Origin of the sequence: Amycolatopsis sp. NPDC058278, assembly GCF_042881395.1 — a bacterium.
In the GTDB taxonomy this organism is placed as follows: Bacteria; Actinomycetota; Actinomycetes; order Mycobacteriales; family Pseudonocardiaceae; genus Amycolatopsis.
The window spans coordinates 25,050-31,813 of the sequence record NZ_JBHVXZ010000116.1; the positions used below are offsets into that span (position 1 = coordinate 25,050).

The following is a 6,764-nucleotide window of genomic DNA, read 5'->3' on the forward strand; positions in this document are numbered from 1 at the left end:
TGTCGTGGTTGGCGCTCAGAGCCGCGGGTCCACCGGGTCCGACTCCAGCGCGAGCACCGCGAACACGCACTCGTGCACGCGCCAGAGCGGCTCACCGCGCGCGACGCGCTCCAGGGCCTCCAGGCCCAAGGCGTACTCGCGCAGCGCCAGCATGCGCTTGCGGTTCAGCCCGCGCTTGCGCAACCGCTCCAGGTTCTCCGGCAGCGTGTAGTCCGGGCCGTAGATGATCCGCAGGTACTCGCGCCCGCGCACCTTCACCCCCGGCTGGACCAGCCCGCGCGTCCCGCGGGTCAGGTTCGCCGCCGGCTTGACGACCATGCCCTCGCCACCGGCCGCCGTCAGCTCCTCCCACCATGAGACGCCACGGGCGACCGACGCGTCGTCCAGCAGGTCCACCTCGAGCGTCCGGGTCCGCTGGAAACGCGATCCTTGCCAAAGGTCCAGCTGCGCGAGGTGCCACGCGTGCGGCCGGTCGTGGTAGGCCTTCCCCTCGGACGCCAGCAGCTGGAACGGCGCCAGCCGGACGCCGTCCAGGCCCGACGTCGGCCAGCAGTAGCGCCGGTACGCCGTCCGGTAGGAGTCCACTGTGGAGGAACGCGAAGCCGTCCGGGCCAAGAGGTCGCCGACGTCGATGCCCCGTGCGGCCGCCGTCGCCAACGCCGAGACCGCCGAAGGCAGCACCGCCTGGGCGGCCGCGCCCACCGACGCGTATTGAGCAGCGATCAGCGAACCCGCCTTCGCGCTCCACGGCAGCAGCTCGGCGTCGAGCAGCAACCAGCCCGAGTCCAGCTCCTCGAACAGCCCGGCCGCCGCCGCGCGCACGTCTGCCAAGAGCGCGGTGTTCTGCGAGGCCGAGAAGAACGGGCGCCCGGTCCGCGTGTACACCGCGCCACCGCCGCGGATCCCGAACCGGCGGTACGCCACTTCGTCGTCCCGGCAGACCAGCACGACGGCCCGCGAGCCCATGTGCTTCTCTTCGCACAGCACGGCTTCGACCCCGGCTGCCCGGTACTCGGCGAACGCCTCTTCGGGGTGCTCCAGGTAATCGGAGCGCGACGACGTCGAACACGGCGCCATCGTCGGCGGCAGGTAGGCCAGCCACCGCGGGTCGACCGCGAACCGGCTCATCACCTCCAGGGCCGCCGCCGACTGCTCCGCCGAGACGCCGACCCGGCCGTGGTGCGCGGTCTGCACGATCCGCTTCCCGGTGACGTCGGCCAGTTCCAGCACCGCCGGCTCGCGCCCGCCCAACGGCCGTGACGCGTCCAGCGGGCGCACCGGCTCGTACCAGACCCGGTGTGCCTTCACCGAGACGACTTCGCGCTCCGGGTAGCGCAGCGCGGTCAGCTTCCCGCCGAACACCGCGCCGGTGTCGAGGCACATCGTGTTGTTGACCCACTCCGGCTCCAGCGTCGGCGTGTGCCCGTAGAGGACCATCGCGGATCCGCGGTAGTCGTGGGCCCACGGCAGCCGCACCGGCAGGCCGTACTCGTCGGTCTCGCCGGTCGTGTCGCCGTAGAGCGCCATGCTGCGCACCCGCCCGGACGCGCGCCCGTGGTACCGCTCGGGCAGCCCCGCGTGCGCGACGACGAGCTTCCCGCCGTCGAGGACGTAGTGCGCGATCAGCCCGTCGCAGAACTCGTGGACGCGACGGCGGAACTCTTCGCTCTCCGCGCCGAGCTGCTCCAGCGACTCGGCGAGCCCGTGCGCGACGTTGACCTTCCGCCCGTGCAAGGCCCGCACCAGCTTCTGCTCGTGGTTGCCGCACACGACCAGCGCGCTGCCGGACGCGGCCATCCCCATCACGCGCCGCAGCACGCCCGGGGTGTCCGGGCCGCGGTCGACGAGGTCGCCGACGAACACCGCGGTCCGCCCGTCCGGGTGCACGCCGTCGGCGTACCCCAGCTCGGCCAGCAGCTCCTCGAGCTCGGCCGCGCAGCCGTGGACGTCGCCGATCACGTCGAACGGCCCGGTCAGCGCGCGCTTGTCGTTGCGCAGCGGTTCGACGACGATCTCGGCCTCGGTCACCTCGGCTTCGGAGCGCAGCACGTGCACGCGCCGGAACCCCTCGCGCTCCAGCGACTTCAGCGACCGCTGCAGCTCACCGCGCTGCCGCCGGATCACGTGGTCGCCGAAGTCGCGGTCGGTGCGCGACGCGTTCCGCGTGGCGCAGACGGCCACCGGCAGGTCGAGCACGATCGCCGTCGGCAGCACGTCGTGCTCCTTCGCGAGCTTCACCAGGCTCGCCCGCGAAGCACGCTGGACGTTCGTCGCGTCGATGACGGTCGTCCGCCCGGCCGCGAGCCGCTTCGCCGCGACGTAGTGCAGTGCGTCGAAGGCGTCGGCCGAGGCCGACTGGTCGTTCTCGTCGTCGGCGACGAGCCCGCGGAAGAAGTCGCTGGAGAGCACCTGCGTCGGCGCGAAGTGCGTGCGCGCGAACGTCGACTTGCCGGAGCCGGAAGCGCCGACGAGCACGACGAGCGACATGTCGGGAACGGTCAGCTTCACGCGGCCACCTCCTTTTGGGTGGTGAAGACCGCCAGTTGGGTCGGCGGTCCCGATTCCTGGTCCTCCGGTCCGATCGGCAGGTACCGGACGTCGTAGCCATGTCGGGTCGCGACACTGTCCGCCCAGGCGCGGAACTCGGCTCGGGTCCATTCGAACCGGTGGTCGGCGTGCCGGAAATGCCCCATCGGCAGGAACTCGAACAGCCGGTTGTACTCCGCGTTGGGCGTCGTGACGAGCACCGTGCGCGGCGCCGCGACCCCGAACACCGCGTGTTCCAGCGCCGGGAGCCGCTCCTCGTCGACGTGCTCGACGACCTCCATCAGCACGGCGGCGTCGAACCCGGCCAGCGCCGGGTCGGCGTAGGTCAGCGCGGACTGGCGCAGCGTGACGCGGGAGCCGTCCTTCAGCCGCTTCTCCGCGATGTTCAGCGCACTGCTCGACACGTCGACGCCGACGATCTCGGTGAACGACCGCTCCTTCTCGAGGACCCGCAGCAGCGCGCCGGAGCCGCAGCCGAGGTCCAGCACGCGCCGGGCGCCCGCGGCCCGCAGCGCGGCGAGCACGCTTCCGTGACGCTGCGACGCGAGGCTCTCCGGCTTGTCCGGCACCTCGGTGACCAGCGCTTCAGCCTCCGCCGGGACGTCGTCCGCCTCGGCCAGCCGCGAAAGCGCGTAAGTGACGACCGCGCGGCGCCGCTCCAGGTAGCGGTTGGTGATGAGCGTCCGCTCGGGGTGCCCGGCGAGCCAGCCGTCACCGGCGCGCAGCAGCTTGTCGGCCTCGTCCTGGCCGACCCAGTAGTGCTTGTCCCCGTCGAGCGCCGGCAGCAGGACGTAGAGGTGGCGAAGGGCGTCGGCAACACGCTGGGTACCGGTGAGCCGCAAGTCGACATAGTGACTGTCACCCCACTGCGGGAACTGCGGGTCGAGCGGGATCGGCGTCGCCGAAACGCGCCAGCCGAGCGGCTCGAACAGCTTGTGCACGACCTCGGCCCCGCCCCGAGCGGACAGCGACGGCACGCGTATCTCCAGGTCGAAGAGCTCGTCGACCAGTTCCGGACGCGCCGCGCACCGGCCCGCGAGCGCCGTCGTGAACGCGGCCCGCAGCGCGACCGCGAGGTACGAGCCCCCGGCGTACGGCCGGTCGTTGACGTACTGCGTCAGCGACGTCCCGCCCCCGCGGACGAGCCCGACGGGGTCGATCTCGACGAACAACGCGGCGGTGCACCGGTCCGGCGCAGCCTCCGGGTAGAAGACGTGCGCGGTACCGGCGGACAGCGCGACCGACTGCGCCTTCTCCGGATGCTTGTGCAGGAGAAAGCCCAGGTCGGTGGCCGGGTTCCGGGTCGTGGTGATGGTCAGCAGCACCGGCTCAGTGTGGCCGACGGGCCGGTGACCGCGCGCCCGGTTTTCCCGGGTGCGACCCTAGAGGCATGAACCGCCTCGCCAGCGCGACCAGCCCGTACCTGCTCCAGCACGCGGACAACCCGGTCGACTGGTGGCCCTGGGGTCCGGACGCACTCGCCGAGGCACGGCGGCGGAACGTGCCGATCCTGCTGTCCGTGGGCTACGCCGCCTGTCACTGGTGCCACGTCATGGCGCACGAGTCGTTCGAGGACGCCGGAACCGCGGCCCTGATGAACGCGAACTTCGTCAACATCAAGGTCGACCGCGAGGAGCGGCCGGACATCGACGCCGTGTACATGGCCGCCACCCAGGCGATGACCGGCCAGGGCGGCTGGCCGATGACCTGCTTCCTCACCCCGGACGGCGAGCCGTTCCACTGCGGCACCTACTCCCCGCCGTCGCCGCGGCCGGGCATGCCGTCGTTCCGGCAGCTCCTGGCCGCCGTCATCGAGGCGTGGCAGGAGCGGCCGGACGAGCTGCTGGACGGCGCCAAGCAGATCGTGGCGCACCTCGCCGAGCAGACCGGGCCGCTCAAGGAGTCCGTTGTGGACGAAGCGGTGCTCGCCGGCGCGGTCGGGCAGCTCCAGCAGGAGGCGGACCCGGTCAACGGCGGGTTCGGCCGCGCCCCGAAGTTTCCGCCGTCGATGGTCCTGGAGTTCCTGCTGCGCCACCACGAACGCACCGGGTCGCAGGTCGCTTTGTCCCTTGTGGACTCGACGGCGGAAGCGATGGCCCGTGGCGGCCTGTACGACCAGCTGGCCGGCGGCTTCGCGCGCTACTCCGTGGACGCCGAGTGGATCGTGCCGCACTTCGAGAAGATGCTGTACGACAACGCGTTGCTCCTGCGCTTTTACGCGCACCTCTGGCGGCGAACCGGTTCGGCGACGGCGTTGCGCGTCGCCACGGGCACCGCGGAGTTCCTCGCTTCGGGCTTGCGGACGCCCGAAGGTGGCTTCGCGTCTTCACTGGACGCGGACACTGAAGGCGTCGAGGGCCTGACGTACGTCTGGACGCCGGCGCAGCTGCGCGAGGTGCTCGGCGACGAAGACGGCTCGCGTGCGGCGGAGCTGTTCGGCGTCACCGACGAGGGCACCTTCGAGGAGGGTGCCTCCACGTTGCGCCTGTTCGGCGACCTGCCCGAACCGATCCGCGTCAAGCTTTTGGAGGCCCGCGCGAAGCGGCCGCAGCCGGGCCGGGACGACAAGGTGATCGCGTCCTGGAACGGCCTGGCGATCACGGCGCTGGCCGAAGCGGGCGTCGCCCTGGATCGTCCACAGTGGATCGAGTGGGCCCGGGAGGCGGCCGGGTTGTTGCTGCGGGTGCACGTCGTCGACGGCCGGTTGCGGCGCAGCTCGCGCGACGGCGTCGTCGGCGAATCCGCCGGTGTGCTCGAGGACTACGCCTGCGTCGCTGACGGGTTCCTGGCCCTGCACCAGGCCACGGGCGAGGCGAAGTGGCTCACCGAAGCGACCCGGCTGCTCGACCTGGCGCTGACGCACTTCGCGTCCCCGGACGTCCCCGGTGCGTACTTCGACACGGCCGACGACGCCGAGACGCTGGTCCAGCGTCCGGCCGACCCCGGCGACAACGCGAGCCCGTCGGGGGCGTCCGCGCTGGCCGGAGCGCTGCTGACGGCGTCCGCGCTGGCGGGCCACGCCGGCTCAACCCGGTACCGGGACGCGGCCGAGCAGGCGCTGCGCCGGGCCGGGGTGCTGGCCGGGCGGGTGCCCCGGTTCGCCGGGCACTGGCTGTCGGTGGCCGAAGCGCTGCAGGCCGGCCCGGTGCAGGTGGCGGTGGTGGGCGAGGACGCTTCGCTGCGGCTGGCGGCGGCCCGCGGAGTGCACGGCGGCGGCATCGTGCTGGCCGGCGAGCCGGACGCCCCGGGCGTCCCGTTGCTGGCCGACCGCCCCCTGGTCGACGGCGCCCCGGCGGCTTACGTCTGCCGGGGGTACGTCTGCGACCGCCCGGTGACCTCCGCGGAGGAGCTGACCGCCCAGCTCTGATCGCCCTGGGTGAACGCTGTGCCGATCACGCTTTCTTCGGCGTAACTTCGGTAGCGATGTAATCATGTAATCGGAGGTACGACATGGGACGCGGATGGCGTGGAGGCCGAGGCTGGCAGCAGGCCGAGGTACCGCCGGCGGACGACGCGGCGGCTTGGTTCGGCGGCCGGCTGCCCGACGGCTGGTTCACGGGCGCACCGGAGGTCACGGTCGACCGCGAAGAGATCATCGTGGTCGGCGAGCTCCCGGCGCTGACGGAGGAGCACGCGGACGACGCCGCCCGCGCGGCGGCCGAAGAGGGCCGGATCAGCCGGTACCGCGAGGAGACGCGCGACGAGCGGATCGAGATCGCCCGCCAGGCGGAGCACCGCTACCAGCGCAAGGTGGCGTGGGGCGCCCGTCTGGGCGGCACGACGGCACTGTTCACGACGCATTCGGCACCGGTGATGACGCGCTTGCGCCAGCCGGAGCGCCTGGTGCTGGACACGCTGGTGGACGCGGGTGTGGCGCGGTCGCGCTCGGACGCGCTGGCCTGGGCGGTGCGCCTGGTCGGCCAGCACGCGGACAGCTGGCTCGGCGAACTGCGGGAAGCGATGAGCAAGGTCGACGACCTGCGCTCGAAGGGACCCGACCTGGCGTGAGCCGTGGGGTGCCGCCGAGGTGGCACCCCACGGTCCAGCCGGAGCCGGGGGGCGGGGGGCCCCCCCCCCCGGGGGCCCCCCCCCCCCCCCCCGGTTCCGCCCCGCCCCCCCGCCCCCGCACCCCCGCCCGCCCCACCCCCGCGCGTTACGGGGGGGCGCGGCGGCCCCCCCCCCCCCCCCCCCCACGCCGCGTGTCGCACCGGGACAGC

The 6,764-nt window shown here is 72.9% G+C and carries 4 protein-coding genes; 2 read left to right on the plus strand and 2 right to left on the minus strand.

Going from position 1 to position 6,764, the window contains the following annotated elements:
* Positions 1 to 15: 15 nt before the first annotated feature.
* On the minus strand, positions 16 to 2,508 hold the full coding sequence (locus tag ACFVYA_RS39555) for a polynucleotide kinase-phosphatase (protein ID WP_387052374.1): 2,493 nt from the start codon (positions 2,506 to 2,508) through the stop codon (positions 16 to 18).
* The gene (locus tag ACFVYA_RS39560) at positions 2,505 to 3,872 is read right to left on the minus strand and encodes a 3' terminal RNA ribose 2'-O-methyltransferase Hen1 (protein ID WP_387052376.1); all 1,368 of its coding nucleotides are present in this window, start codon (positions 3,870 to 3,872) and stop codon (positions 2,505 to 2,507) included. Before ACFVYA_RS39560 ends, ACFVYA_RS39555 begins: the two co-directional genes overlap by 4 nt.
* A gap of 65 nt (positions 3,873 to 3,937) precedes the next feature.
* On the opposite strand from ACFVYA_RS39560, the gene ACFVYA_RS39565 reads away from it, so the two are divergent.
* Together ACFVYA_RS39565 and ACFVYA_RS39570 are read left to right on the plus strand one after the other, a co-directional pair.
* On the plus strand, positions 3,938 to 5,914 hold the full coding sequence (locus ACFVYA_RS39565) for a thioredoxin domain-containing protein (RefSeq protein ID WP_387052378.1): 1,977 nt from the start codon (positions 3,938 to 3,940) through the stop codon (positions 5,912 to 5,914).
* An 83-nt stretch (positions 5,915 to 5,997) separates the two neighbouring features.
* Positions 5,998 to 6,555: a hypothetical protein gene (locus ACFVYA_RS39570; protein WP_285986170.1), complete on the plus strand. Its 558-nt coding sequence runs from the start codon at positions 5,998 to 6,000 to the stop codon at positions 6,553 to 6,555.
* The last annotated feature ends 209 nt before the right edge of the window (positions 6,556 to 6,764 follow it).

Bases quoted from the DNA above. Each gene is read 5' to 3' on its own strand.
- ACFVYA_RS39565 (WP_387052378.1), top strand. From the start codon at position 3,938: ATGAACCGCCTCGCCAGCGCGACCAGCCCGTACCTGCTCCAGCACGCG.
- ACFVYA_RS39570 (WP_285986170.1), top strand. From the start codon at position 5,998: ATGGGACGCGGATGGCGTGGAGGCCGAGGCTGGCAGCAGGCCGAGGTA.